The 24,035-nt window shown below is 66.2% G+C and carries 20 protein-coding genes and 1 riboswitch; of the genes, 11 read left to right on the top strand and 9 right to left on the bottom strand.

Annotated elements, in window-relative coordinates:
- Positions 1–16: 16 nt before the first annotated feature.
- From AC5P7S_RS12890 to AC5P7S_RS12880, 3 genes are read right to left on the bottom strand one after another with little or no spacing between them, the layout of a single operon-like run.
- Positions 17–1,999, bottom strand: coding sequence for an acetyl-CoA carboxylase biotin carboxylase subunit (locus AC5P7S_RS12890; RefSeq protein ID WP_095378579.1), 1,983 nt, complete (start codon positions 1,997–1,999; stop codon positions 17–19).
- 26 nt (positions 2,000–2,025) lie between these two features.
- Complete coding sequence (locus AC5P7S_RS12885; RefSeq protein WP_095378582.1) at positions 2,026–3,636, bottom strand: carboxyl transferase domain-containing protein; 1,611 nt, start codon at positions 3,634–3,636, stop codon at positions 2,026–2,028.
- A 10-nt stretch (positions 3,637–3,646) separates the two neighbouring features.
- Positions 3,647–4,810 carry an isovaleryl-CoA dehydrogenase gene (locus tag AC5P7S_RS12880; protein WP_005420715.1) on the bottom strand — a complete coding sequence of 388 codons (1,164 nt, stop codon included), beginning with the start codon at positions 4,808–4,810 and terminating at the stop codon, positions 3,647–3,649.
- A 158-nt stretch (positions 4,811–4,968) separates the two neighbouring features.
- Between AC5P7S_RS12880 and AC5P7S_RS12875 the strand changes: the two genes are divergently transcribed.
- From AC5P7S_RS12875 to AC5P7S_RS12865, 3 genes are all read left to right on the top strand, one after another.
- Positions 4,969–5,586 (top strand): TetR/AcrR family transcriptional regulator, encoded by a 618-nt coding sequence (locus AC5P7S_RS12875; protein ID WP_005420712.1) that lies wholly within the window; start codon positions 4,969–4,971, stop codon positions 5,584–5,586.
- Between the two features lie 195 nt (positions 5,587–5,781).
- A complete protein-coding gene (locus tag AC5P7S_RS12870) occupies positions 5,782–6,300 on the top strand; it encodes a c-type cytochrome (protein WP_005420711.1) in 519 nt (172 codons plus the stop codon).
- A 174-nt stretch (positions 6,301–6,474) separates the two neighbouring features.
- Positions 6,475–7,920: an ExeM/NucH family extracellular endonuclease gene (locus AC5P7S_RS12865; RefSeq protein WP_095378585.1), complete on the top strand. Its 1,446-nt coding sequence runs from the start codon at positions 6,475–6,477 to the stop codon at positions 7,918–7,920.
- A 118-nt stretch (positions 7,921–8,038) separates the two neighbouring features.
- Here AC5P7S_RS12865 and AC5P7S_RS12860 read toward each other — a convergent pair whose 3' ends face one another.
- Positions 8,039–8,896 carry an EamA family transporter gene (locus tag AC5P7S_RS12860; protein ID WP_095378587.1) on the bottom strand — a complete coding sequence of 286 codons (858 nt, stop codon included), beginning with the start codon at positions 8,894–8,896 and terminating at the stop codon, positions 8,039–8,041.
- A gap of 43 nt (positions 8,897–8,939) precedes the next feature.
- On the opposite strand from AC5P7S_RS12860, the gene AC5P7S_RS12855 reads away from it, so the two are divergent.
- The 4 genes from AC5P7S_RS12855 (at position 8,940) to AC5P7S_RS12840 (ending at position 14,914) form a co-directional block, all read left to right on the top strand.
- The gene (locus AC5P7S_RS12855; protein ID WP_095378590.1) at positions 8,940–9,611 is read left to right on the top strand and encodes an alpha/beta hydrolase; all 672 of its coding nucleotides are present in this window, start codon (positions 8,940–8,942) and stop codon (positions 9,609–9,611) included.
- Positions 9,608–10,708, top strand: coding sequence for a cell division protein ZapE (gene zapE / locus AC5P7S_RS12850; RefSeq protein ID WP_095378592.1), 1,101 nt, complete (start codon positions 9,608–9,610; stop codon positions 10,706–10,708). The genes AC5P7S_RS12855 and zapE overlap by 4 nt, the downstream gene beginning before the upstream one ends.
- Positions 10,709–11,344: 636 nt before the next feature.
- Positions 11,345–13,747, top strand: a complete 2,403-nt coding sequence (locus AC5P7S_RS12845; RefSeq protein ID WP_095378594.1) for a ribonucleoside-diphosphate reductase subunit alpha — start codon at positions 11,345–11,347, stop codon at positions 13,745–13,747.
- A 147-nt stretch (positions 13,748–13,894) separates the two neighbouring features.
- Positions 13,895–14,914 (top strand): ribonucleotide-diphosphate reductase subunit beta, encoded by a 1,020-nt coding sequence (locus AC5P7S_RS12840; protein WP_005420683.1) that lies wholly within the window; start codon positions 13,895–13,897, stop codon positions 14,912–14,914.
- Between the two features lie 102 nt (positions 14,915–15,016).
- On the opposite strand, the gene AC5P7S_RS12835 is transcribed toward AC5P7S_RS12840, so the two are convergent.
- A complete protein-coding gene (locus AC5P7S_RS12835) occupies positions 15,017–15,652 on the bottom strand; it encodes a LysE family translocator (protein WP_069138090.1) in 636 nt (211 codons plus the stop codon).
- A gap of 90 nt (positions 15,653–15,742) precedes the next feature.
- Between AC5P7S_RS12835 and AC5P7S_RS12830 the strand changes: the two genes are divergently transcribed.
- The 3 genes from AC5P7S_RS12830 to AC5P7S_RS12820 all read left to right on the top strand — a co-directional run bounded on the left by AC5P7S_RS12830 (position 15,743) and on the right by AC5P7S_RS12820 (position 18,254).
- Complete coding sequence (locus AC5P7S_RS12830; protein WP_065724127.1) at positions 15,743–16,144, top strand: acyl-CoA thioesterase; 402 nt, start codon at positions 15,743–15,745, stop codon at positions 16,142–16,144.
- A gap of 43 nt (positions 16,145–16,187) precedes the next feature.
- Entirely contained in the window at positions 16,188–16,994 is an 807-nt protein-coding gene (locus tag AC5P7S_RS12825) for an NAD-dependent protein deacetylase (RefSeq protein ID WP_069138089.1), read from the top strand.
- 159 nt (positions 16,995–17,153) lie between these two features.
- On the top strand, positions 17,154–18,254 hold the full coding sequence (locus AC5P7S_RS12820) for an NADH:flavin oxidoreductase/NADH oxidase (protein ID WP_005420676.1): 1,101 nt from the start codon (positions 17,154–17,156) through the stop codon (positions 18,252–18,254).
- A gap of 3 nt (positions 18,255–18,257) precedes the next feature.
- Here the strand turns inward: AC5P7S_RS12820 and AC5P7S_RS12815 are convergent, their stop codons facing one another.
- Positions 18,258–19,169, bottom strand: a complete 912-nt coding sequence (locus tag AC5P7S_RS12815; RefSeq protein ID WP_069138218.1) for a LysR family transcriptional regulator — start codon at positions 19,167–19,169, stop codon at positions 18,258–18,260.
- Positions 19,170–19,283: 114 nt separating this feature from the next.
- Between AC5P7S_RS12815 and purU the strand changes: the two genes are divergently transcribed.
- A complete protein-coding gene (gene purU, locus AC5P7S_RS12810; protein ID WP_095378633.1) occupies positions 19,284–20,135 on the top strand; it encodes a formyltetrahydrofolate deformylase in 852 nt (283 codons plus the stop codon).
- A 287-nt stretch (positions 20,136–20,422) separates the two neighbouring features.
- On the opposite strand, the gene pncA is transcribed toward purU, so the two are convergent.
- The 3 genes from pncA to AC5P7S_RS12795 form a co-directional block, all read right to left on the bottom strand.
- A complete protein-coding gene (pncA, locus tag AC5P7S_RS12805) occupies positions 20,423–21,049 on the bottom strand; it encodes a bifunctional nicotinamidase/pyrazinamidase (protein ID WP_095378597.1) in 627 nt (208 codons plus the stop codon).
- 55 nt (positions 21,050–21,104) lie between these two features.
- Positions 21,105–21,776, bottom strand: coding sequence for an epoxyqueuosine reductase QueH (locus AC5P7S_RS12800; protein WP_061480745.1), 672 nt, complete (start codon positions 21,774–21,776; stop codon positions 21,105–21,107).
- Between the two features lie 139 nt (positions 21,777–21,915).
- A riboswitch (cobalamin riboswitch) is annotated at positions 21,916–22,129 on the bottom strand.
- A 209-nt stretch (positions 22,130–22,338) separates the two neighbouring features.
- Positions 22,339–23,949 carry a coiled-coil domain-containing protein gene (locus tag AC5P7S_RS12795; protein ID WP_095378598.1) on the bottom strand — a complete coding sequence of 537 codons (1,611 nt, stop codon included), beginning with the start codon at positions 23,947–23,949 and terminating at the stop codon, positions 22,339–22,341.
- Between the last annotated feature and the right edge of the window lie 86 nt (positions 23,950–24,035).

Here is a 24,035-nt window from a genome sequence, read left to right as displayed (position 1 = left end):
ACCGTCGCCCCGGCGTTCACGCCGCTTCGAAGTCCACCAGCACCGCGCCGTCGTAGACCTGGTCACCGGCCTTGGCGCGGTAGCCCTTCACCGTGCCGTCGGCCGGTGCCTGCAGGGTGTGCTCCATCTTCATCGCTTCCAACACCACCAGCGGCGTGCCGCGCTTGACCTCGGTACCGGCGGCGACCAGCGTGGCCACGATCTTCCCGGGCATCGGTGCCAGCAGGCTGCCGGCATCGGCCACGGCGTGGTCCGATTCGCTCACCGGATCATGCAGGGTGAAACGGTGCTGGCCGTCGGTGCCGAACAGGTACAGCTGGTCACCGTCGCGCAGCAGCTGCAGTGTCCAGCGGCGCCCGCCCAGCTGCACCGCCAGCCCCCGCACATCGGCGGTGCCGATCACCTGCACGGGTGCCGCGTCATCGCACTGCACGCGCCAGCCATCGGTCTGCGCCCACACCTTCAGCGTGTGCCGGCGTTCACCCTGCTGCAGCGGAAGCACGCGCGGCGCGGGCGCGCCAAGGCGCCAGCCATCCTGCACCTGCCACGGCGAATGCGGGTCGCGCGCGTCGCTGGCTGCACCTGCAGTAGTGGCCACGGCGGCCACCGCCGCCAGCAGCCACAGCGCATCATCGCTGTCACCCACCCGGCCCAATGCGGCCTGCTCGCGCTCGATCAGCGCGGTATCCAGCTTGGCGTGGGTAAACGAATCGGTGTTCACCAGGCGGCGCAGGAAACCGGCATTGGTGGTCACGCCCACCACCTGGCAGTCGGCCAGGGCCTGGCTCATGCGGCGCAGCGCGGCGTCGCGGTCCACGTCCCAGACGATCAGCTTGGCAATCATCGGATCGTAGTACGGGGTGATGCTATCGCCTTCCTCGACACCGGTATCCACGCGCACATGAGTCGACGGCGACGGCAGGCGCAGGCGGCGCAGGAGGCCGGTGGACGGCAGGAAACCACGGTCGGCGTCTTCGGCATACAGCCGCGCCTCGATGGCATGACCATGAATCGCCAGCTGCTCCTGGCGCAGCGGCAGCGGCTGGCCCGAGGCCACGCGCAGCTGCCACTCCACCAGGTCGGTGCCGGTGATGTACTCGGTGACCGGATGCTCGACCTGCAGGCGGGTGTTCATTTCCATGAAGTAGAAATCGCCGTCCGGGCCGGCGATGAATTCCACCGTGCCGGCACCGACGTAGCCCACCGCGCGCGCGGCATCGACCGCGGCCTTGCCCATCGCAGCACGACGTTCGGGGCTCATGCCCGGGGCGGGCGCTTCTTCCAGCACCTTCTGGTGGCGGCGCTGCACCGAGCAGTCGCGCTCGAACAGGTAGACCGCCTCACCGTAGCTGTCGCCGAACACCTGGATCTCGATATGGCGCGGGCGCTCGACGTACTTCTCGACCAGCACATGGTCGTTGCCGAATGCCGAGGCGGCCTCGCGCTGGCAGCTGGCCAGTGCATCGACGAAGTCCTCGCTGCGTTCGACCTTGCGCATGCCCTTGCCACCGCCACCGGCGCTGGCCTTGATCAGTACCGGGTAGCCGATGGCATCGGCCTGCGCGCGCAGGAAATCCGGCGCCTGCTGGTCGCCGTGGTAACCCGGGGTGAGTGGCACACCGGCCTTGGCCATCAGGGCCTTGGCCGCGCTCTTGTCGCCCATCGCGCGGATGGCGCTGGCCGGTGGCCCGATGAAGGTGATGCCGGCGGCGGCGCAGGCATCGGCGAAGTCGGCATTCTCGGACAGGAAACCGTAACCGGGGTGGATCGCCTGCGCGCTGGTCAGGCGTGCGGCGTCGAGCAGCGCGTCGCCGCGCAGGTAGCTCTCACGCGCGGCAGCCGGGCCGATGTGGATGGCCTCGTCGGCCAGACGTACGTGGCGTGCGTTGCGGTCGGCATCGGAATACACCGCCACGGTGGCGATGCCGAGGCGGTGGCAGGTGGCGATGACGCGGCAGGCGATTTCGCCGCGGTTGGCGATCAGGACTTTGGTGAACATGGCAACAGGCTCGGTCATGGCACGGGTTACATGCGGAACACGCCGAAGCGCGTCTGCTGCGGGGCGGCGTTGAGGCTGGCCGACAGCGCCAGCGCCAGCACCCGGCGGGTGTCGGCCGGGTCGATCACGCCGTCGTCCCACAGGCGCGCGCTGGCGTAGTACGGGTGGCCCTGCTGCTCGAACTGATCGCGGATCGGTGCCTTGAACGCGTCTTCCTCCGCTGCCGGCCACTGGCCGCCCTTGGCCTCGATGCCATCGCGCTTGACCGTGGCCAGCACGCTGGCGGCCTGTTCGCCACCCATCACGCCGATGCGCGCGTTCGGCCACATCCACAGGAAGTTCGGCGAGTATGCACGGCCGCACATGCCGTAGTTGCCGGCACCGAACGAGCCACCGATCACCACGGTGAACTTGGGTACCTTGGCGCAGGCCACGGCCATCACCAGCTTGGCGCCGTCCTTGGCGATGCCGCCCTGTTCGTACTTGCGGCCGACCATGAAGCCGGTGATGTTCTGCAGGAACACCAGCGGGATGTTGCGCTGGGTGCACAGCTCGATGAAGTGCGCGCCCTTCAGTGCCGACTCGGAGAACAGGATGCCGTTGTTGGCGATGATGCCGATCGGGTAGCCGTTCAGATGGGCGAAGCCGGTGACCAGCGTTGCGCCGTAGCGCGGCTTGAATTCGTCGAAGCGTGAGCCATCGACCAGGCGCGCGATCACTTCGCGCACGTCGTAGGGCTTGCGCGTATCGGCCGGGATCACCCCGTACAGTTCGTGTGCCGGCAGCAGCGGTTCCTCGGACGCCTGCACCGCCATCGCCGGTTCCGGCTTGCGCCAGTTGAGCTGGGCGATGATCGCGCGCACCCGTGCCAGCGCCTGCAGATCGTTGTCGGCCATGTGGTCAGCCACGCCGGAGATGCGCGTGTGCACATCGGCGCCGCCCAGTTCCTCGGCCGTCACCACTTCGCCGGTGGCCGCCTTCACCAGCGGCGGGCCGCCGAGGAAGATCGTGCCCTGCTCGCGCACGATCACAGTCTCGTCGCTCATCGCTGGCACATAGGCACCACCAGCGGTGCAGCTGCCCATCACGCAGGCGATCTGCGGAATGCCCTGTGCCGACAGGTTGGCCTGGTTGTAGAAGATGCGGCCGAAATGGTCGCGGTCGGGAAAGACTTCGTCCTGCAGCGGCAGGAACGCGCCACCGGAATCGACCAGGTAGATGCACGGCAGGTGGTTCTGCTCGGCGATCTCCTGCGCGCGCAGGTGCTTCTTCACCGTCATCGGGTAGTAGGTGCCGCCCTTGACCGTGGCATCGTTGGCCACGATCACGCATTCCACGCCACTGACGCGGCCGATGCCGGCCACTACGCCAGCGGCCGGCACGGTGTCTTCGTACATGCCGTGCGCGGCCAGCGGCGCGATTTCCAGGAACGCGCTGCCGGGGTCGAGCAGGGCGTCGATGCGGTCGCGCACCAGCAGCTTGCCGCGCGCGGTGTGCTTGGCGCGTGCGGCTTCGCTGCCACCCAGCGCGGTGCGGGCGAGGGTGGCATGCAGGTCGTCGACCACGGCCTGCATGGCCGCGCGGTTGCTTTCAAACGTTTCGCTGCCCGGTTGCAGCTGGGTGCTCAATACGGTCATCGCAGTGGCCTTACAGGGTGCGCTGGAACAGTTCGCGGCCGATCAGCATGCGGCGGATCTCGGACGTGCCGGCGCCGATCTCATACAGCTTGGCATCGCGCCACAAGCGGCCGGTCGGGTATTCGTTGATGTAGCCGTTGCCGCCCAGGATCTGGATCGCCTGGCCGGTCAGCCAGGTGGCCTTCTCGGCGGCGTACAGGATGGCACCGGCGGCGTCCTGGCGGGTGGTGCGGCCCTGGTCGCAGGCACGTGCCACGGCATAGACATACGCGCGGCAGGCACCCAGGCCCACGTACATGTCGGCGATCTTGGCCTGGATCAGCTGGAAGCTGCCGATCGGCTCGCCGAACTGGTGGCGCTCGTGCACGTACGGCATCACCACGTCCATCGCCGCAGCCATCAGGCCCAGCGGGCCACCGGACAGCACCACGCGCTCGTAGTCCAGGCCGGACATCAGCACGCGCACGCCACCGCCAACCTGGCCCAGCACGTTCTCTTCAGGAATCTCGCAATCCTGGAACACCAGCTCGCAGGTGGGCGAAGAGCGCATGCCCAGCTTGTCCAGCTTCTGCGCGGTGGAGAAGCCCTTCATGCCCTTCTCGACCAGGAACGCGGTGATGCCCTTGGCACCGGCGTCCATGTCGGTCTTGGCGTAGACCACCAGCACGTCGGCGTCCGGGCCGTTGGTGATCCACATCTTGTTGCCGTTGAGCACGTAGCGGTCGCCGCGCTTGTCCGCACGCAGCTTCATCGACACCACGTCCGAACCGGCGCCCGGTTCGCTCATCGCCAGCGCGCCCACCTTGGCGCCGCTGCACAGGTCGGGCAGGAAGCGCTGCTTCTGTTCCTCGTTGCCGTTCTTGCGCAGCTGGTTCACGCACAGGTTGGAGTGCGCGCCATAGGACAGGCCGATGCCGCCGGACGCGCGCGAGATCTCTTCCATCGCCACCACGTGGGCCAGGTAACCCATGCCGGTGCCGCCGTATGCTTCTTCCACGGTGAGGCCCAGCAGCCCCTGTTCGCCCAGCTTCGGCCACAGCGCCAGCGGGAACTGGTTGCTGGCATCGGCCTCGGCGGCCAGCGGAGCGACCTCGGCGGCGGCAAAATGGGCCACGCTCTGGCGCAGCAGGTCGATGTCTTCGCCAAGATCGAAGTTCAGGGATGGCACGTGCATTGTGGTGGCTCCACGGCGGGATGGCAGGAATGGACGCACCCGGCAGGGGAGTGGGGGGCGGTCTGCAGGACCGCCACCCACACGGGCGATGGCCCCAGCGTAGCGGGGTTCGGGCAAGAAGTGAATACGAATTCAAAAATTGAAACTAGAATCAGAACATGGCTTATAAACGCTCTGCATTGATGGAAGAACGCCTGGCGGGCGCCCGTGAACGGATCCTGCTGGCCACCCGCGAGCTGGTCGCCACGGGCGGCTGGCGCAATGCCCCGGTGACGGCCGTGGCGACCCAGGCCGGGGTGTCCACCGGCCTGATCTATCGCCACTTCCCGTCCAAGGCAGAGCTGTTCGTGGAAGTCCTCAATGCCGCCGTCGCCCACGAGGTCGCGATCATGGAGCGCATCGCCAGTGGCCCGGAGGCGGCCAGCGAGCGGCTGCGGCTGGCGATCACCGCCTTCGTCCGCCGTGCCCTGGCCGGGCCGGGGCTGGCGCACGCCTTCATCGTTGAACCGGTCGACCCGGACGTGGAAGCCGAGCGCATGCGCGGCCGTCGCGCCTTCGGCGACGTGTTCCTGCGGCTGGTGGAGGAGGGCGTAGCGGCCGGCGAGCTGCCGGTGCAGGACGCGCATGTGGCCGCCGCGTGCCTGGTCGGTGCCTTCACCGAAGCGATGGTCGGCCCGACCGCGCCCAGCCGCGAAGCGCACCGCGACGAAGACGCGCTGGTGGATGCGATCTGCAGCTTCTGCCTGCGCGCGATCGGCGCCCCGGCAATCCGGTAGCGCCGGCCGCTGGCCGGCTTCTGTTGCTGGGGTCAGATCCCTTTTGCGGCGCAAAAGGGATCTGACCCCAGCCCCGGCATGCTGCGCCGCATCAGCAGTGACGCCTGTTGTCGCACGCAAAGTGCGTTCTATACTCGGCCCATCACGCAGTCGCTCAGCCGTGGTCCAACGACTATCAGCCAGGGGTAACGAAGAGTGCGGAATTACGATCTGGAGTTCCTGAAACGCTTCTCCATGGTGATCGCGCTGCTGGCGACCATCACCCTCGGCCTCATCCTCCTTGCCGCCTACATCCACACCCGGATTCCGCCCGAGGTGTCGCCGACCGCGGCCAAGCGCACCGAACAGCGCATCTCGCCCACCGGCGCCGTCTATGCCGGCAGTACCGGCGCCGCCGCGCAGGCTGCCGCCAAGGCCGCCGCGCTGGCCAAGGCCGCGTCGCAGGTGGCCTACGGCGGCACCAAGGATGGCAAGGTGATCTTCGACAACCTGTGCACCGCCTGCCACACCACCGGCGTGGGCATGGCACCGACGCTGGACCATTCGCACTGGGACAAGCGCATCGCGCAGGGCAAGGACACCCTCTACAAGCACGCCATCGAGGGTTATACCGGCCCCGACGGCGGCATCATGCCGCCCAAGGGCGGCAACCCGGCCCTGACCGAAGAACAGATCCATGCCACCGTGGACTGGATGCTGGCCAATCTGAAGTAAGCGGTAGTGCCGGCCGCTGGCCGGCAACCACACATCGCACGAAGGTCATGAGGTTGCCGGCCAGCGGCCGGCACGACCCAGGCTTTGCCCACCAAGGTCAAAACCCCGCTGCGCAGGCGGCGTTTCGCATTTCAGGGTTAGTCTGTGCGCCCTCTTCCAAGGAATCGCCCGTCGATGCGCCGCCGTTCCCTCGCCCTTGCCCTGTCCCTGCTGCTGCCGGCCAGCGCCTTTGCCCAGGCCCAGCCGCAGGTCGCGCAGGTCGCGACGCCGCCCGCTGCGCGCAGCAGCGCCAGCGTGGTGCTGACTGCCGCGCCGGCCGACTGGCGCGCGCTGGATGGCCAGCGCGTGCGCATCGCCGCACCGCTCACCCTGGCCGGCACCGATGGCCTGGAGCGCTTCGGCCAGCTCACCGTGGCCTTCGATGGCCGCCTCTGGCAGCCGACCGAAGTGGCCGCGCCGGGTACGGCCGGCTATGAGCAGGTGATGGCCGACAACCAGCGTCGTCGCCTGGTGCTGGACGATGGCAGCGATGCCCGCGATCCGGCCAGCGTGGCCTACCTGCCGGGCAACCCGGTGCTGCGCACTGGCATGCAGCTGCGCAATGTGGAGGGCATCGTGCGCGTGGATGCACAGGGCCGTCCGCGCCTGCAGGTCGAGGGTGCGCTGAAACTGCCGGAACTCAAGCGCCCCGCAGTGCCGACCGTGCCGGGTAGCCTGCACGTGGCCGCCTTCAACCTGGAGAACTTCTTCAACGGTGATGGCCAGGGCGGCGGCTTCCCGACCCTGCGCGGCGCCCGCACGCTGGACGAGCACAAAGCGCAGGTGGCCAAGCTGGTCGCCACGGTCAACGCGCTGGGCGCCGACGTCGCCGCGCTGATGGAGCTGGAGAACGACGGCTACGGACCGCAGTCGGCCATCGCCGAACTGGTCGATGCGCTCAACCGTGACCGCGGCACGCAGGGCGACTGGCGCTTCGTCGATGCCGGCAACGGCCCCGGCGACAACCCGATCCGGGTCGGCATCATCTACCGCAGCTCACGCCTGCAGCCGGTCGGCACGCCGGCCACGTTGACCGGCGGCCCGTTCGTCGAGCACAGCCGCGTGCCGCTGGCGCAGGCCTTCCAGGGCAAGCAGGGCGCGCCGTTCGTGGTGGTGGCCAATCACTTCAAGTCGAAGGGCTGCCGCGACGCAAGCGGCGCCGACGCCGACCGCAACGACAACCAGGGTTGCTGGAACGCCACCCGCGTGACCTCGGCGCAGCAGCTGCATGCCTGGCTGCAGACGGATCCGACCGGTACCGGTACAAAGGACGCGGTACTGCTGGGCGATTTCAACGCCTACGCGATGGAAGACCCGATCCGCACCCTGTACGACCTGGGCTGGCAGGACGCGTTCAAGGTCGCCAAGGTCGAGCATCCCTACAGCTACGTCTACAACGGCTACACCGGCCGCCTTGACCACGCGTTGCTCAGCCCGGGCATGGCCAAGCGCCTGCGCGGTGCCGCCGAATGGCACAGCAACGCCGACGAGCAGGACGCCAGCGGTTACCAGGGCCGCAACGTGCAGGGCCCGTGGCGCAGCTCCGACCACGACCCGCTGCTGCTGGGTTTCGACAAATAACCCTCAACGCCGGGGTCGGAGCCCATTCCGTGGGAATGGGATCCGACCCCGGGGCAATGGTCGCGTCAGGGGTCGGATCCCATTCCCACGGAATGGGCTCTGACCCCGATGCACATGCTCACCCCCAGGCGATCAAGCCGATCGCCAGCACCGCCAGCGCCAAACCGGCACGGTTCCACTTCGTGGTGGCCTCGCCGAAGGCAAACACGCCCACCAGTGCACCCAGCACCACCACGCCGATGTTCATGCCGGCGAACACGGTGGCCGGGTTGTCCGGCATCGACTGGTGCGCATGCACATAGAACAGGATGTTGCTGCCATTGAGCAGGCCCAGCAGCGCACCCGCGCCGAGGTTGCGCCAGGCCAGCTGGCTGCGGCCACTGACATGCCGCCACAGCTGCAGGGCCAGCATCAGCACGAAGGCCACGCTGAAGCTGGCCAGCACCGCCGCCATCGACGGCGTGCCCGACAGCGCCACCTGCTTGAGCAGCACGTCGACCACCGCAAACCCGCCCCATACGCCCAGCAGCCAGCCCCAGCCGCCGGGCGAGGACGCCACCGCCGGGCCGCGCGGGCGCAGGCTGATCGCCACCATGGCGACCAGGCCCAGCGCCAGGCCGACCAGCTTCCACGGCGTCGCGCTCTGGCCGAAGAACAGGAAGGCGGCAGCCAGTGACAGCAGCAGCGACAGGCGCTGCGCCACATCGCTGCGCACGATGCCGGCCACCGCCACTGCGCGGCCCAGCACCAGGAAGATCGAGGGCAGCACCACCGCCAGCGCCAGCAATGACAGCCACGGCGCATGCGGCGCGCGCAGCGCATCCAGCGGCGGCTGCAGCACCACCGCGGTGAGCGTTGCCGCCACCAGATAGTTCCAGGTGACCATCTGCGCGACATCCAGCTGGCGGCGTCCAGCCACCTTCAACACCACCGAAACCAGCACGCTGCAGATCACGGCCAAAGACAGGTAGAGCATGGGGCGGGCACAGGGCAGGGGCGGGGGACGGTATCATGGTGCCATGCACAAGCCTTCGTTCCCCGTCGCCCCCGGCGAAACCGCCTGTCTTCAACTGGATGGCCCGGCCGGCCCGCTGGAAGTGGTCGTCGACCTGCCCAAGGCCGATGTGCCGGTGCAGCCGATCGTGGCCATTGTCTGCCATCCGCTGTCCACCGAAGGCGGCACCCTGCACAACAAGGTGGTCACCATGACCGCCACTACCCTGCGCGAGCTGGGCATCGCCACGGTGCGCTTCAACTTCCGCAGTGTTGGCGCTTCGGCCGGTACCTTCGATGGCGGCGTGGGCGAGCAGGATGACCTGAAGGCGGTCGCCGCCTGGGTACGCAGCCAGCGCCCGGACGACCGCCTATGGCTGGCCGGTTTCAGCTTCGGTTCGTTCGTGTCGCTGAAGGCGGCTGCCGCGCTGCAGCCGGAGGCGCTGATCTCGGTCGCGCCGCCGGCTGGTCGCTGGGATTTCGACGGTATCGCACCGCCGGCGCGCTGGCTGGTGATCCAGGGCGAGCAGGACGAGATCGTCGACCCGCAGGCTGTCTACCAGTGGCTGGACACGCTGGAGTTCCCGCATGAGCTGGTGCGCATGCCCGAGACCAGCCACTTCTTCCACCGCAAGCTGATCGACCTGCGCGGCGCGCTGACCCACGGCGTGAAGCATTGGCTGGGCGCGGCGGCATGAGTGCAACCGAGTTGACCCCGTCGCAGCGGTACGCGGAAGGGGTCGCCCGTGGTGACTGGCAGGACGACCCGGCCCAGCATGCAGCGCTGGCCGAGCTGGACCGCATCCACCTGGGCCTGCTGGACAGTGCCGAGGACGGCTGGCTGGACCGCCTGTCCTCGTTCTGGAAGAAGCCCGAGCCGGTCAAGGGCCTGTACTTCTGGGGCGGCGTCGGCCGCGGCAAGACCTTCCTGGTCGACCTGTTCTACGACGGGCTGCCGATCAAGCAGAAGTACCGCACGCATTTCCATCGCTTCATGCGCAGCGTCCACGAGCGTCTGCGCGAGCACCAGGGGCAGAGCGACCCGCTGGCGAAGATCGCCCAGGAGTGGCGCAGCAACCTGCGCGTGCTGGTGCTGGACGAGTTCTTCGTCACCGACATCGGTGATGCGATGCTGCTGGCGCGGCTGCTGGAGCGCCTGTTCGCCGAGGGCGTGACCCTAGTCACCACCTCCAACACCGCAGTGGAGAACCTGTACCTCAACGGCCTGCAGCGCGAGAGCTTCCTGCCGGCCATCGGCCTGTTGCAGCGCTTCTGCGTGGAGCTGTACGCCGAAGGCACCGAGGACTACCGGATGCGCGCGCTGACCCGCTCGCCGGTGTACCGCGCACCGTTGGCCGCCGACAGCGACAACTGGCTGGCCACGCGCTGGAGCGAACTGAGCGGCGGCCAACCGGCCAGGCCCGGCAACATCGAGATCGAGGGCCGCAAGATTCCGGTCTGCGGCCGCGGCAAGAGCATCGCCTGGTTCGATTTCGCCGCGCTGTGCGAGGGCCCGCGCGGGCCCTCGGACTACATCGAGATCGCGCACGAGTTCAACACGGTGCTGCTGGGCGGCATTCCGGCCTTCGATCGCCTGAACGAGGATGCCGCGCGTCGCTTCGTCAACCTGATCGACGAGTTGTACGACCGCCACGTCAACCTGGTCTGCACCGCCAGCACCTCGCCGGTCGAGCTGTACACCGGCCAGCGCCTGCAGGGCGCGTTCGAGCGCACCGCCTCGCGCCTGATCGAGATGCAGAGCGCCGAGTACCTGGGCACCCCGCACCGGGCGTGAGGGGTTCCGCGCGAATGCAATGCCGGCCAGCGGCCGGCACGACCACCCTGGGATTCCGGTAGTGCCGGCCGCTGGCCGGCAATGATCGGGGGATAGGGTGCAACGGCGTTTCCCTGCGGCCGCTCCTCCGGCCCGGCCGACATGTTCAGCCTCGCGTCGCTGCCCGGCGGGTGATCCCGGCATCCACCGGATTCCCACCGGCTGCCCACGCTCTATACACAGGGTTGTCCCTAGCCAGTTTCATCACTGTCATGTGAAGCTGTCATTGTTCCGTTTCCGCGGTGCGTTGTGCCACCGCAGTGACGCCTTTCGGGCTTGACTGCGCAGCCCGTTCCGGCAGGTCTGAAGCGTCTGATCCGGGCGCCGTCGGCACGATCCTTGCGGCGCAAGGGATTGCCGAATTTCACTACATTTGGCGTTGACGGACCCCACTACCCCCACTATCTTGTGGCCGTCGGTCGCAGCAACCCCAGGTCTGGGGGTTGGCAGCAGCACCCATCCGCGATCGTCAACGGCAGTGGCAGGCGCAGGGTCTCATCCCCTGCGACGCCGTCCTGCCATCCTGGGCTGTCATGTCCCGGGCTGCGTCACCCGATGCATCGAGCACCCACCAATCACGCCAAGAGGACACACGCCGTGACCACCGAATCCAGCGCCACCATCGAGAAGGAAAGCGAATTCCTGTTGACGTCGCCGCCGACGGCCAACGCGATGAGTGTGACCAAGCGCAATGGCACGACTGAACTGGTGGACCTGAACAAGATCGTGCGCGCGGTGCAGCGTTCCTCCGAAGGCCTGCACGCCGTCGATCCGATGCGCGTGGCCACCCGCACCATTTCCGGCCTGTACAACGGCGCCACCACCCGCGAGCTGGACGAACTGTCCATCCGCACCGCCGCCCTGCTGATCGGTGAAGAGCCCGAGTACGGCCGCCTCGCTGCGCGCCTGCTGGCCAACTACATCGCCAAGGAAGTCTCCGGCCAGGAAATCTACGCTTTCTCGCAGTCGGTCAGCCGCGGCCATGAAGTCGGCCTGATCAACGACCGCCTGCTGAACTTCGTGCAGACCAATGCACGCAAGCTCAACGACGCCATCGACGGCGCGCTGGACCTGAACTTCGATTACTTCGGCCTGCGTACCCTGTACGACCGTTACCTGCTGCGCCATCCGCACACCCGCAAGGTGATCGAGACCCCGCAGCAGTTCTTCCTGCGCATCGCCAGCGCGCTGAGCGAGGACGTGTCCGAGACCCTGGCGCTGTACAAGCGCATGGGCAACCTGGACTACCTGCCGTCCAGCCCGACCCTGTTCAACTCCGGCACCACCCACGAGCAGCTGTCCTCGTGCTTCCTGCTGGACTCGCCGCAGGACTCGCTGGAGTCGATCTATGCCAAGTACGGCGACATCGCCCAGCTGTCGAAGTTCTCCGGCGGCATCGGCGTCAGCTACACCCGCGTGCGTTCGCGCGGTTCGCTGATCAAGTCGACCAACGGCCACTCCAACGGCATCGTGCCGTGGCTGAAGACCATGGATTCGTCCGTGGCCGCGGTGAACCAGGGCGGCAAGCGCAAGGGCGCAGCCTGCGTGTACCTGGAAACCTGGCACGCCGACATCGAGGACTTCCTCGAACTGCGTGACAACACCGGTGACGAAGCCCGCCGTGCGCACAACCTGAACCTGGCCAACTGGGTGCCGGACCTGTTCATGAAGCGCGTCGAGGCCGACCAGGAATGGTCGCTGTTCGATCCGCGCGTCGTGCCGGAGTTCACCGACCTGTTTGGCGAAGCCTTCGAGGCTGCCTACCTGCAGGCCGAAGCCCAGGGCAAGGCCAACCGCACCATTTCCGCGCGCAAGCTGTACGCCCGCATGATGCGTACGCTGGCCGAGACCGGCAACGGGTGGATGACCTTCAAGGACAAGTGCAACCGCGCCAGCAACCAGACCCTGCGTCCGGGCAACGTGATCCACCTGTCCAACCTGTGCACCGAAATCCTGGAAGTCACTTCCAACGATGAAACCGCAGTGTGCAACCTGGGTTCGATCAACCTGGGCAACCACTTCGACGAGCACAACGAGTTCGACTTCGAGAAGCTGGCCGAGACCGTGCGCCTGGCCGTGCGCCAGCTCGACCGCGTCATCGACCTGAACTTCTACCCGATCGAAACCGCCCGCCGCGCCAACCTGCGCTGGCGTCCGGTCGGCCTGGGCTGCATGGGCCTGCAGGATGTGTTCTTCCGCAAGCGCCTGCCGTTCGACAGCGCCGAAGCCCGCGCGCTGTCGAAGAAGATCGCCGAAGCGATCTACTTCCACGCGCTGGAAACCTCCTGCGAGCTGGCCCAGGAACGCGGCAAGCACCCGTCGTTCAACGACACCCGTGCCGCCAGCGGCGAACTGCAGTTCGATGCCTGGAACGTGGTGCCGGAAGACACTGCGCGCTGGGATGCCCTGCGTGAGCGCATCAAGGAACACGGCCTGCGCAACTCGCTGATGATCGCGATCGCGCCGACCGCGACCATCGCCTCGATCGCCGGCTGCTACGAGTGCGTTGAGCCGCAGGTGTCCAACCTGTTCAAGCGCGAGACCCTGTCCGGTGACTTCCTGCAGGTCAACCGCTACCTGGTCAACGAGCTGAAGAAGCTGGGCCTGTGGACGCCGGAGATGCGCGATGCCATCAAGCTGGCCGAAGGCTCCATCGCCGGCGTGGCGCAGATCCCGGAAACGCTGCGCGAGGTCTACCGCACCGCGTGGGAACTGCCGATGCGTTCGCTGATCGACATGGCCGCCGAGCGTGGCGCCTTCATCGACCAGTCGGCCTCGCTCAACCTGTTCATGGAAAGCCCGAACATCGGCGCGATGTCCTCCATGTACATGTACGCCTGGAAGCAGGGCATCAAGACCACCTACTACCTGCGTTCGCGCCCGGCCACCAAGATCGCCAAGACCACGGTGAGTGCCGCCGCACCGGCCAAGGTGTTCAGCCCGGACGAAGCCATCGCCTGCTCGCTGGAAAACCCGGAAGCCTGCGAGGCCTGCCAGTAACACGCCGCGCGGTGGGTGCCGACCGTTGGTCGGCATTCGAACACCTCGCACCTGTAGAGCCGAGCCATGCTCGGCTGCAGCACGGAAACACCAAGGTAGCGCCGGGCCATGCCCGGCGTTTTGACCCGAGAATTCAAGGAAACACCCATGGCCGACAAGCCCAAGCAGATGCTGCTCGATCCCGGTTTTGAACTGACCCTGCGCCCGATGCGCTACCCGCAGTTCTATGACATGTACCGGAATGCGATCAAGAACACCTGGACGGTGGAAGAGATCAACTTCCAGATCGACATCACCGACCTGCACAGCAAGATGTCGCCGGGCGAGCGCCACCTGATCCACCGCCTGGTCGCGTTCTTCGCCACCGGCGACTCGATCGTGTCCAACAACCTGGTGCTGAACCTGTACCAGCACCTCAATGCGCCGGAAGCGCGCATGTACCTGTCGCGCCAGTTGTATGAAGAAGCGCTGCACGTGCAGTTCTACCTGACCCTGCTCGACAACTACCTGCCGGACCCGGAAGAGCGCGCCAAGGCGTTCTCGGCGGTGGAGAACATCGACTCGATCAAGAAGAAGGCCGATTTCTGCTTCAAGTGGATCGACTCGATCCAGGACCTGACCCGCATCGAGACCCGCGAACAGCGCCGCCAGTTCCTGCTCAACCAGATCTGCTTCGCTGCCTGCATCGAAGGCCTGTTCTTCTTCGCTGCGTTCGCCTACGTGTACTACTTCCGTTCGCGCGGCCTGCTGCCAGGCCTGGCCTCGGGCACCAACTGGGTGTTCCGCGACGAAAGCGCGCACATGGAGTTCGCCTTCGAGTCGGTGCGCGTGGTGCGTGAGGAAGAGCCGGACCTGTTCGACGATGAAATGAAGCAGCAGGTCTACGACATGCTGGCCGAAGCCATCGAATGCGAAGTGCAGTTCGCCGAGGACGTGCTGTCCGGTGGCGTGGCTGGCATTTCCACCCGCGACATGCGCCAGTACCTGCAGCACTGCGCCGACCAGCACTTTGCCAAGCTGGGCATGGAAAAGAAGTACAACGTGCGCAACCCGCTGCCGTTCATGGAACTGCAGGACGTGCAGGAACTGACCAACTTCTTCGAACGCCGCGTCTCGGCCTACCAGGTCGGCGTGCAGGGCGAAGTCGCCTTCGACATGAACTTCTGATCGAACCGGTCAGGCCTGTCGCAACGAAAGACCCCGGCCGATGCCGGGGTTTTTTGTTGCGCGCCTGGCTTTTGTAGAGTCGAGCATGGCTCGACTCTACGATCAGCGCCGCCCTTCCACCGCCATGCGCACCGCCAGACCGGCCAGCACCGTGCCCATCAGCCAGCGCTGCACCGCCTGCCAGGTTGGGCGCGCCGTCAGGAAGCCGGCGATGCTGCCGGCCATCACCGCGATCACCGCGTTGACGCTGACACTGACCGCAATCTGGGTGAAGCCCAGCACCAGCGACTGCATCAGCACGCTGCCATGCCCTTCCGGGTGCAGGAACTGCGGCAGCAGCGACAGGTACATCACCGCGATTTTCGGGTTCAGCAGGTTGGTCAGGAAGCCCATTGTGAACAGTCTGCGCGGGCCATCCGGCGGCAGGTCGCGCACCGCGAACGGCGAGCGGCCGCCCGGCTTCACTGCCTGCCAGGCCAGGTACAACAGGTACAGCGCGCCACCGATGCGCAGCGCGTCGTAGGCGAACGGCACGGTCATCAGCAGGGCGGTGATGCCCAGTGCCGCGCACAGCATGTAGAACACGAAGCCCAGCGCCACCCCGCCCAGTGAGATCAGGCCGGCGCGACGGCCCTGGCAGATCGAGCGCGACACCAGGTAGATCATGTTCGGCCCGGGCGTGAGCACCATGCCCAGCGAGATGAGGGCGAAGGCCAGCAGGTCGGAGGTCGCGGGCATGGGCGGTCCTGGCAGGGGGCGTGGCGCAGTGTAGCGCCGCCTGCACGGGGCCTGGCTTAAAATTGACGGACCCCACACCGAAGCACCCCCATGACCCCGATCCCCGAGACTGTGCCGCCCACTGAAGTGCGCATGGCCGAAATCGTCTTCCCCAACCACACCAACCACCTCGGCACCCTGTTCGGTGGCCAGGCATTGGCGTGGATGGACAAGGCCGCCTTCCTGGCCGCCGCCCGCTATTCGCGACGCACCGTGGTGACCGCGCGCAGCGACCAGGTCGACTTCAAGCTGCCGATCCGCATCGGCCAGATGGTGGAAACCATCGGCCGCATCGTCGAAGTCGGGCGCAGCTCGATGAAGGTCGAGGTGGAGCTGGTCGCCGAAGACCTGCACAGCGGCGAGCGCAAGCTGTGTACCCGCGGCCACTTCGTGATGATCGCGCTGGACGAGGAAGGCCACCCGATCGCGGTGCCGCCGCTGCCGACGGCCTGAGCCGCCGCTTGCGGGGGCGCCCACGCGCCCCCATCTGGCTCCCATGACCCCGCCGCTGACCGACTTCATCGACCGCGCCCAGCGCCTGTTCGTGCTGACCGGCGCCGGCTGCAGCACTGCCTCGGGCATTCCCGACTACCGCGATGCCGACGGCCAGTGGAAACGCACGCCGCCGGTGACCTACCAGGCGTTCATGGGCGAGGCGGCTACCCGCCAGCGCTACTGGGCGCGCAGCCTGCTGGGCTGGCCGCGCTTCGGCCTGGCCCGGCCCAACGGCACCCACCAGGCCCTGGCCGCCCTGGAAAGCCGCGGCAAGCTGCAGGTGCTGCTGACCCAGAACGTGGATGGCCTGCACCAGCGCGCCGGCAGCCACAACGTGATCGACCTGCATGGCCGCTTGGATCAGGTGCGCTGCATGGGCTGCGAACGCCGCAGCGGTCGCGAGGACTTCCAGCAGCGCCTGCTGGACGCCAACCCGGGCTGGGACGCGCTGGAGGCCGGCATCGCCCCGGATGGCGATGCCGATCTGGAGACCGATTTCTCCAGCTTCGTGGTGCCCGATTGCCCGTCCTGCGGCGCCCTGCTGAAACCGGACGTGGTGTTCTTCGGCGAAAACGTGCCCCGTGAACGGGTGGCGGCGGTGCATGACCACCTGCAACAGGCTGATGCCGTGCTGGTGGTGGGCTCGTCGCTGATGGTCTATTCCGGCTTCCGCTTCGTGCAGGCGGCCGCGAAGGCAGGGTTGCCGGTGGTGGCGCTGAACCGAGGCCGCACCCGAGCCGACGACCTGCTGTTGTTCAAGGATGAGCGGGACTGCGCTGAAGCGCTGGCCACGTGGGCTGCGCGCTGAGCCAAGCACGGGCTCGGCTCTACAAGGGGCGAGGGCTTCTGTAGAGCCGGGCGCACGCTCGGCTGCTGCAGGTCACACGAAACAGCGATCCATCCAGATGGTTGATCCGCGAGCCGCGCAGCGGTGCAATACGCACCCCCTACGTCGTTCATCACCGTCTTGAGCCAGCTGTTCTCGCCGATCTCGTTCGGCCCCCTCACCCTGTCCAACCGCATCGTCATCGCGCCGATGTGCCAGTACTCCGCCGAAGACGGTCGCGCCAGCGACTGGCACGCCATGCACCTGGGCAACCTGGCGCAGTCCGGCGCCGGCCTGCTGATCCTGGAAGCCACTGCGGTCGAGCCGCGCGGCCGCATCAGCTGGGCCGACCTCGGCCTGTGGGATGACGGCACCGAGGCCGCGTTGGCACAGGTGCTGGCCAGCGTCCGCCGCTGGTCGCCGATGCCGCTGGGCATCCAGCTCGGCCACGCCGGTCGCAAGGCCTCGGTGAAGCGCCCGTGGGACGGCGGCGGCCAGTTGCCGGGCGATGATGCGCGTGGCTGGGCCACGGTGGCGCCGTCGCCGCTGCCGTTCCATGCCGCCGATCCGGCACCGCAGGAACTGGACGAGGCCGGCATCGCCGAGCTCATCGCCGCTTTCGCCGCCAGTGCGGTGCGCGCCGAGCGCCTGGGCTTCGAGCTGATCGAGCTGCATGCCGCGCACGGCTACCTGCTGCACCAGTTCCTGTCGCCGCTGAGCAACCACCGCACCGACGGCTATGGCGGCTCGCTGCCGAACCGCCTGCGCCTGCTGGTGGAAGTGTTCGACGCCGTGCGTGCGGCGGTATCGGACAAGATCGCCGTGGGCGTGCGCATTTCCGCCAGCGACTGGGTCGAGGGTGGCTGGGACCTGGTGCAGAGCGAAGCGCTGGCCCAGGTGCTGGACGCGCGCGGCTGCAATTTCCTGCATGTCTCCAGCGGTGGCCTGGACGAACGCCAGAAGATCACCGTCGGTCCCGGCTACCAGGTGCCGTTCGCCGCGGCGATCAAGGCCAAGGTACGCATGCCGGTGATCGCGGTGGGCATGATCACCGAGCCCGAGCAAGCCGAATCGATCCTGCGCCATCGCCACGCCGATGCGGTAGCGCTGGCACGCGGCATCCTCTACGACCCGCGCTGGCCGTGGCACGCTGCTGCCGCATTGCGCGACAGCGTGGAGCCGGCGCCGCAGTACCTGCGCTGCGAGCCGCGCGATGCGCGTGGCGTGTTCAAGGCGCGCTGAGGCTCACACCCGCCAGGCCGGCGCCATGCCGGCCTGCAGATGCTCGAACAGCGCGCGGATCTTGGCGGTGAAGTCGCGGCGGTCGCTGACGCAGAAATAGACCTCCATCGGCTCCGGGCGCCACGCCGTGTCGGCGCCGAACACCGCCTGCAGGCGGCCGTCGCGCAGGTAGGGCTCGGCCACGAACGCAGCCAATCGTGTGATGCCGGCACCGGCCGCCGCCAGCGACGCCAGCGCATCGATGTCATCGCAGACCATGCTCGGCGGCAGCGCGGCGTCCACGCGCTGGCCGTCCTTCAGCAGGCCCCAGCGCAGCGGCCGGCCATCGGTGGGGAAGCGGTGCAGCAGCCCGCGATGGCTGCCCAGGTCCGAGGGTTCCTGCGGCGTGCCATGGGTCTTCAGGTAGGTTGGTGAGGCGCAGAACACGAATGGCACGCGCGCCAGCTGCCGTGCGACCACACCGTCCTCCAGCTGCGCGCCGATGCGGATGCTGGCATCCACCGCCTCTGGACCATGCTGCACGGCGCGGTCGGTCAGGCGCAGCTCCAGCTGCAGTTGCGGGTAGCGCTGCTGCAGTGACGGCAGCAACGGTGCCAGCACGTGGCGGCCGAAGGCGCTGCTGCTGGCGATGCGCAGGGGACCGGCCGGTTCGATATCACCGGCAGTCACCATCGCCTGCGCGCGCGCCAGGTCGCCCTCGATGTGGCGCACCTGCGCCAGGTACAGCGCGCCGGCCTCGCTGAGGGCCAGCTGGCGCGTACTCCGGTTCAGCAGCCGTACGCCCAGATGCGCTTCCAGTCGGTTGATGTTCTGGCCGACTGCGGTGGCGCTGATGCCAAGGATGCGGGCCGCGGCGGCAATGCTGCCGGTCTCTGCGGTGCGGGTGAAGCTGCGGATCAGTTGCAACAGGTTCATGACCGACCAGCTTGCCACGGTGATGGCCAAGTATCGCTTGGGACTGAACCAAGCGGTTCGGTTGCATCGGTGATGATCCGGCTGCTGGGCAGGAAGCTGCCCTACACTGTGGAGATGCGCCCCGATTCCATCCTCACCCTGTCCTGCCCCGACCGTACCGGTATCGTCTACCGAGTGTCCGGCCTGCTGTTCGACCACGGCTGCAACATCCTCGACGCCCAGCAGTTCGGCGACGAGGAAAGTGGCCGCTTCTTCCTGCGCGTGCATTTCGACCGCGATGCCAGCCTGCTGCTGGAGACCGTGCATGCCGCGATGGCCAAACTTGCCGAAGGCTTCGGCATGGACTGGCAGCTGCATGATGGGCGCCGCCGGGCACGCCTGCTGGTGCTGGTCAGCAAGCAGGGGCACTGCCTCAACGACCTGCTGTTCCGTGCCCACAGCGGCCAGCTGAAGGTCGATATCGCGGCGGTGGCGTCCAACCACGCCGACTTTGCGCCATTGGCCGCGTCCTACCAGGTACCGTTCCACCACCTGCCGGTGACCGCCGATACGCGTGCGGTGCAGGAGCAGCAGATCATCGACCTGGTCGAGCGTGAGCGCATCGACCTGGTGGTGCTGGCGCGCTACATGCAGATCCTGTCACCCGCGCTGTGCCGCGCGCTGGCCGGCCGTGCGATCAACATCCATCACAGCTTCCTGCCCAGCTTCAAGGGCGCGCAGCCGTATCATCAGGCGCACGCGCGCGGGGTCAAGATCATCGGTGCCACCGCGCATTACGTCACCGAGGATCTGGACGAAGGCCCGATCATCGAACAGGACGTGGCCCGCGTGGACCACGCGATGGCTCCGCGCGAGCTGGTGCGGCTGGGCAGCGATACCGAATCGCTGGTGCTGGCGCGCGCGGTCCGCCGCCATGTGGAGCACCGCATCCTGCTCAATGGGCATCGCACGGTGGTGTTCCGGTAATCGCCCATCCCGCGTCCGCCGGGCATGGCCCGGCGCTACCACGGGTGCTATCCGGTAGTGCCGGCCGCTGGCCGGCAACTGCAGAGATCCCGAGGTTGCCGGCCAGCGGCCGGCACTACCGAATCCTGATTTCATCCAATGAAAAGCCCCCGGTTCGGCCGTCCCGCGATCTATAGGGGGGCGTAGTTAGGGGGCTGGATGAATCGATTGTGTTGTTGTGGGCAGGAGCGCGCAAGCGGCATAAGCGACGTGCGCGGTAGCGCCGGGCCATGCCCGGCGGTCACGCCTCAGACGATCGCAATCCCCGCCTTGCCCAGCGCTTCGCGCACCATCGCGTCGTTGGCTTCGGTCACCGGCCGGGTCAGCTCCCACAGGAACTTCACCCGGAAGCCGGATTTCACCGCGTCCTGCGCGCTCCACAGCACGCAGTAGTCGCGTGCCAGGCCGCACACGTGCACCTCGCGGATGCGGCGCTCATGCAGCCAGCCGGCCAGGCCGGTGGCCGGGCGCTCGCCATCGGGGCCGTGGTTCTCGCGGAAGGCGCTGTACGAATCCACCTGTGGGCGGGTGCCCTTGCGCAGGATCAGGTCGGCCACGGTCCAGTCCACGCCCGGGTGCAGCGCGGCGCCATCGCTGCCCTGCACGCAATGGTCGGGCCACAGGGTCTGTGGCTGCGCGTGCAGCAGGATGGTCTCGAACGGTCGCTTGCCGGGGTGCTGGCTGGCGAACGAGGCGTGGTCGGCCGGGTGCCAGTCCTGGGTCGCCACCACGGTGCGGTAGCGACGCTGTGCCAGCAGGTCGGCAATCGGTGCCACCAGCGCATCGCCCTGGTCGCAGGCCAGCGCACCGCCGGGCATGAAGTCCGGCTGCAGGTCGATCACCAGCAGGGCGACATCGGCGGGCAGGGCAATCATGGCAGATCCACTACATCAGAAGGAGCGACCAGCGTGGCCGCCCCATGCCTGCACGTCAATCGCCCTGCGGCGCCTCAGCGTCCTGCCCGTAGTACAGCAGGCCGATCCTGATCCGCTCGCGGCCGTTCTCGCGGCGGTGGCGGTTGGCATCGCGCAGCGAGTACACGCAGCCGCAGTACTCCTGCTGGTAGAACTGCTCGCGCTTGCTGATCTCGATCATGCGGCTGGCACCGCCGCCCTTGCGCCAGTTGTAGTCCCAGTACTGCAGGCCTTCATAGCGCGACGCCGCGCGGATGCCGCAGTCGTTGATCTGCGCCATGTTCTTCCAGCGCGAGATGCCCAGCGACGAACTGATGGTGTCGTAGCCGTGCTCGTGCGCGTACAGCGCGGTGCGTTCGAAACGCATGTCGAAGCACATCGTGCAGCGGATGCCGCGCTCGGGCTCGTTCTCCATGCCACGCGCACGGCTGAACCAGTTGTCGGTGTCGTAGTCGCAGTCGATGAACGGAATGCCGTGCTGCTCGGCGAAGCGGATGTTCTCCTGCTTGCGCAGCTCGTACTCCTTCACCGGATGGATGTTGGGGTTGTAGAAGAAGATCGCGTAGTCGATCCCGGAAGCGGTGATCGCCTCCATCACTTCGCCCGAGCACGGCGCGCAGCACGAATGCAGCAGCAGGCGCTTGCCATCGGCGGGCAGGGTCAGGGTGGGGCGTTGGAACTCGGTCATCGTGGCGTGCGTCAGGGCGTGGGAGCGGTCTGGCCGGTTACCGTGAACAGGACGCGCGCGGCCACGCCGCCTGTACGTGCAGGCGGGCGATGGCCCCGGCACCCTCCCCGCGGAGAGTCCAGGTCGAATCAGGGGACGGTCGTGTCCCCCGGCCGGGGCCGGTATTCGGGCTGATGGACACGGGCCGCAGCCCACCTACTCCCTGCCGCTTCCCAGGCGCGAGCCCAGTGCTGTTGGCAGGATTCGTTTCCATTCACCGCTGCGGGGCAGCTCCGGAATGGGCGCACGAAGCGCCTTCACCGGATTCCCGTTTAACTCCCTGCCGCCATCCAGCCACGGCAGGGATACCTTCGGCGTGCCCACGGTGGACGCGTTGGCGGCAATGGTCAAGGGCAAAGCATGAGATACGTGGCGCAGAGGCTAGCCCCAGTAGCGGTCGGGTCTCCACTCTGCGCATCGATCTACACGCGCATGTCGTCATTCCGCATCTAGATGTGAATTGAAAGAGGCAAGGGTATTGAGGTGTCAATCTCCATGTTTCCACTTCCGGGTTCGTTGGGGTTTAGGGTTGGCCCTGCTGCTCATCTGGCTTCGTATCGAGTTCTTCATTGACCGAAAAGCCAGCTTCTATCTTTGATTCCTGTTCACGAACCAAGTTATCGCGACGAGATGAGAGAGCTCTTGCAACGGCGCCTAAGCCTGGAACCTTTGAAAGTGCATCTACAGACTCGGAGAGTCGAGCACTCTTTTCCAGTACATCCATAAGCGGATGATCAGCTTTGCTGTAATCGGTGATCAGCTTTCCGGGGTTCTCGGCACTCACTTGAAGTACATTGAACAACAGCCTGGTTCGCAGCTCATCTTTTACTGATGCATCGTTGGCTAATCCTTCAATCTGATTGGAAAGCCCGGAGAATGTCTTTCCCAGTACAGCCTTGTGGGTGTACTCCTCAATCAGTCGCTTGGATAAGTTCAGCCTTTTATTGGCCGAATACGCTAGCCAGAGAACTGGGAAGTACAACGGGAGAATGGAAACAACGAGCCGGGGAGTGTCTTTCAAGACGCTTGCAAGCTCAGTTCCTTGCATCAACAAGTAACAATTGACTCCGAACGGAATGATGGAGACTGCAACCAGTCCATACACCGCAAACTTGAAGCTGCGTTCGTGTGATGCCAGGAAGGATGCCTCTTCATCTTTCTTGCTTTCATAAGCCGCACTCAGTCCTGCAGCTAGTGCGCCTGGGAGAAGCGCTTTCAACTGATCCGAAACTTCTGATAGCGAAGCTTTCCCTCCCTCCAGCAGCGATGCGAACTCGGTGCGTTGCGCTTCACGCAAACTGTCATGACGCCCTTCTACGGCCTTAATAGATGTGTCAACCAACTCGTCTAGTGAACCGATCTTCGAGTCGAGCTCTTCATACGACTTCGTAAGTTGATCCTTCAGGCCATCTACTCTTTGAGTGTTTCCGGCTGAGTCTTCAATGTTGTGCCCAAAAATTTCCTTGTGCAGCTCATCGAACTCGGCAGTCTTCTTCATGGAGTGTGTGAGCAGACTTTTGATGTTCTCGTTTTGCGCATTTGCATCGCTTAATGTCTTCTTGAGATTTTCTATGGCCTCGTTCGCGTTCGCCGCTTGTTCAAGAAGTCTCTGAACTTCATTGAGTTGGGAGGTGATGCTGTCAATAGAATTCTGCGTGTTGGAACTGGCGGCAACAACGGAATCATGCAGTGCTAGGGATTCGCTAGACTTCAGTGCTAGAGATTCGGACTCTTGGAGGAACTTTTCCTTTGAGGTGGAAACTAATTCCATTTCCTGCAAAAGCGTTGATCTTGCAGCCTCGATCTGTGTATGGGCCGCATGCATCTCCTGTGCCATCTGATCAAGCGCCGCTCGCTTCAGCCTGATTTCCTCGAGTGCTTGAGCAGCATCCTGGGCGGACTCGCTCGCTGTTTGCGCAATCCGCGATTCAATCTGAGGGATTTTTCCGTTAGTGATTGCCAGGACATTGCTATTAAGAACGGCAATCTGCTCGCCAATGGTTGATCTGAACTTATCAAAGTCCGCTTGATCCACACCGCCAAATATTCCCACTTTTTCTCCCCCCTGGTGACTAATGATCCGCGCCAGACTGGCGCAACTTCTGAATAGATTGGCAGGGCGGGCTTGTTGCATCAAGGTTATTATCAATCTGTTTGCTTGATGTCGCAAAGCGCCGGAGTTGCGGGGCTTGTCTCAATTGGTGAGAGCCCCTCTTGCCA

It is taken from the genome of Stenotrophomonas sp. YJH_SMC_32 (genome assembly GCF_059369975.1).
This window is presented reverse-complemented; position numbering and strand designations above follow the sequence as displayed.